This is a genomic window from Fictibacillus sp. b24, assembly GCF_030348825.1.
Taxonomy (GTDB): Bacteria; Bacillota; Bacilli; order Bacillales; family Fictibacillaceae; genus Fictibacillus.
Genome location: NZ_JAUCES010000001.1, coordinates 1 through 2,973, shown reverse-complemented (window position 1 = coordinate 2,973; position 2,973 = coordinate 1). Strand labels below are relative to the sequence as shown.

Genomic DNA, 2,973 nt, shown 5'->3' with positions numbered 1-2,973 from the left:
TATGTTCTCTCAAAACTAGATACGACGTTTCCAAACGTTATGCATTTTAAGGATAAGCCCTCGACCGATTAGTATCTGTCAGCTCCACGTGTCACCACGCTTCCACACCAGACCTATCAACCTCATCATCTCTAAGGGGTCTTACTCACTTAACGTGATGGGAAATCTCATCTTGAGGGGGGCTTCATGCTTAGATGCTTTCAGCACTTATCCCGTCCACACGTAGCTACCCAGCTATGCCCCTGGCGGAACAACTGGTACACCAGCGGTGTGTCCATCCCGGTCCTCTCGTACTAAGGACAGCTCCTCTCAAATTTCCTGCGCCCGCGACGGATAGGGACCGAACTGTCTCACGACGTTCTGAACCCAGCTCGCGTACCGCTTTAATGGGCGAACAGCCCAACCCTTGGGACCTACTTCAGCCCCAGGATGCGATGAGCCGACATCGAGGTGCCAAACCTCCCCGTCGATGTGGACTCTTGGGGGAGATAAGCCTGTTATCCCCAGGGTAGCTTTTATCCGTTGAGCGATGGCCCTTCCATGCGGAACCACCGGATCACTAAGCCCGACTTTCGTCCCTGCTCGACTTGTAGGTCTCGCAGTCAAGCTCCCTTGTGCCTTTACACTCTGCGAATGATTTCCAACCATTCTGAGGGAACCTTTGGGCGCCTCCGTTACTGTTTAGGAGGCGACCGCCCCAGTCAAACTGCCCGCCTGACACTGTCTCCGAACCGGATCACGGTTCAAGGTTAGAATTTCAATACAGCCAGGGTAGTATCCCACCGACGCCTCCACCGAAGCTGGCGCTCCGGCTTCTCAGGCTCCTACCTATCCTGTACAAGCTGTACCAAAATCCAATATCAAGCTGCAGTAAAGCTCCATGGGGTCTTTCCGTCCTGTCGCGGGTAACCTGCATCTTCACAGGTACTATAATTTCACCGGGTCTCTCGTTGAGACAGTATCCAAGTCGTTACACCTTTCGTGCGGGTCGGAACTTACCCGACAAGGAATTTCGCTACCTTAGGACCGTTATAGTTACGGCCGCCGTTTACTGGGGCTTCAATTCAGAGCTTCTCCGTAAGGATAACCCCTCCTCTTAACCTTCCAGCACCGGGCAGGTGTCAGCCCCTATACTTCACCTTGCGGTTTCGCAGAGACCTGTGTTTTTGCTAAACAGTCGCTTGGATCTATTCACTGCGGCTCTCTCGGGCGATAAACCCTATCAGAGCACCCCTTCTCCCGAAGTTACGGGGTCATTTTGCCGAGTTCCTTAACGAGAGTTCTCCCGATCATCTTAGGATTCTCTCCTCGCCTACCTGTGTCGGTTTGCGGTACGGGCACCTCTTTCCTCACTAGAGGCTTTTCTTGGCAGTGTAGGATCAGGGACTTCGGTACTAAAATTTCCCTCGCCATCACAGCTCAGCCTTCACGTTGGGCGGATTTGCCTACCCAACAGCCTAACTGCTTAGACGCACTATTCCATCAGTGCGCTCACCCTACCTTACTGCGTCCCCCCATTGTTCAAACGGAAAGGAGGTGGTACAGGAATATCAACCTGTTATCCATCGCCTACGCTTTTCAGCCTCGGCTTAGGCCCCGACTAACCCTGAGCGGACGAGCCTTCCTCAGGAAACCTTAGGCTTTCGATGGACAAGATTCTCACTTGTCTTTCGCTACTCATACCGGCATTCTCACTTCAAAGCGCTCCACCAGTCCTTCCGGTCTGACTTCGCTGCACTTCGAACGCTCCCCTACCCCTGTACCATACGGTACAAGCCATAGCTTCGGTGATACGTTTAGCCCCGTTACATTTTCGGCGCAGAGTCACTCGACCAGTGAGCTATTACGCACTCTTTAAATGGTGGCTGCTTCTAAGCCAACATCCTGGTTGTCTGGGCAACTCCACATCCTTTGCCACTTAACGTATACTTTGGGACCTTAGCTGATGGTCTGGGCTGTTTCCCTTTTGACTACGGATCTTATCACTCGCAGTCTGACTCCCGCGGATAATTCTCTGGCATTCGGAGTTTGACTGAATTCGGTAACCCTGTGGGGGCCCCTAGTCCAATCAGTGCTCTACCTCCAGGAATCTTGCCGCGAGGCTAGCCCTAAAGCTATTTCGGGGAGAACCAGCTATCTCCGTGTTCGATTGGCATTTCACCCCTACCCACACCTCATCCCCGCACTTTTCAACGTGCGTGGGTTCGGGCCTCCATTCAGTGTTACCTGAACTTCACCCTGGACATGGGTAGATCACACGGTTTCGGGTCTACGACCACGTACTATGTCGCCCTATTCAGACTCGCTTTCGCTGCGGCTCCGTCTTATCAACTTAACCTTGCACGGGATCGTAACTCGCCGGTTCATTCTACAAAAGGCACGCCGTCACCCGTTAATGGGCTCCGACTACTTGTAGGCACACGGTTTCAGGATCTATTTCACTCCCCTTCCGGGGTGCTTTTCACCTTTCCCTCACGGTACTGGTTCACTATCGGTCACTAGGGAGTATTTAGCCTTGGGAGATGGTCCTCCCGGATTCCGACGGGGTTTCACGTGTCCCGCCGTACTCAGGATCCACTCAGGAGAGAACGAAGTTTCAGCTACAGGGCTGTTACCTTCTTTGGCTGGCCTTTCCAGACCGCTTCACCTACTTCGTTCCTTTGTAACTCCATGTAGAGTGTCCTACAACCCCAGAGGGCAAGCCCTCTGGTTTGGGCTGTTTCCGTTTCGCTCGCCGCTACTCAGGAAATCGCATTTGCTTTCTCTTCCTCCGGGTACTTAGATGTTTCAGTTCCCCGGGTCTGCCTTCTCATACCCTATGTATTCAGATATGGATACCATCCCATTACGGATGGTGGGTTCCCCCATTCGGAAATCCCCGGATCAATGCTTACTTACAGCTCCCCGAGGCATATCGGTGTTCGTCCCGTCCTTCTTCGGCTCCTAGTGCCAAGGCATCCACCGTGCGCCCTT

General features: G+C 53.1%; 1 rRNA gene. It reads right to left on the bottom strand.

From position 1 onward, the window contains the following. Positions 1-48 precede the first annotated feature (48 nt). Positions 49-2,973, bottom strand: a 23S ribosomal RNA gene (locus tag QUF49_RS00005); the annotation flags it as partial.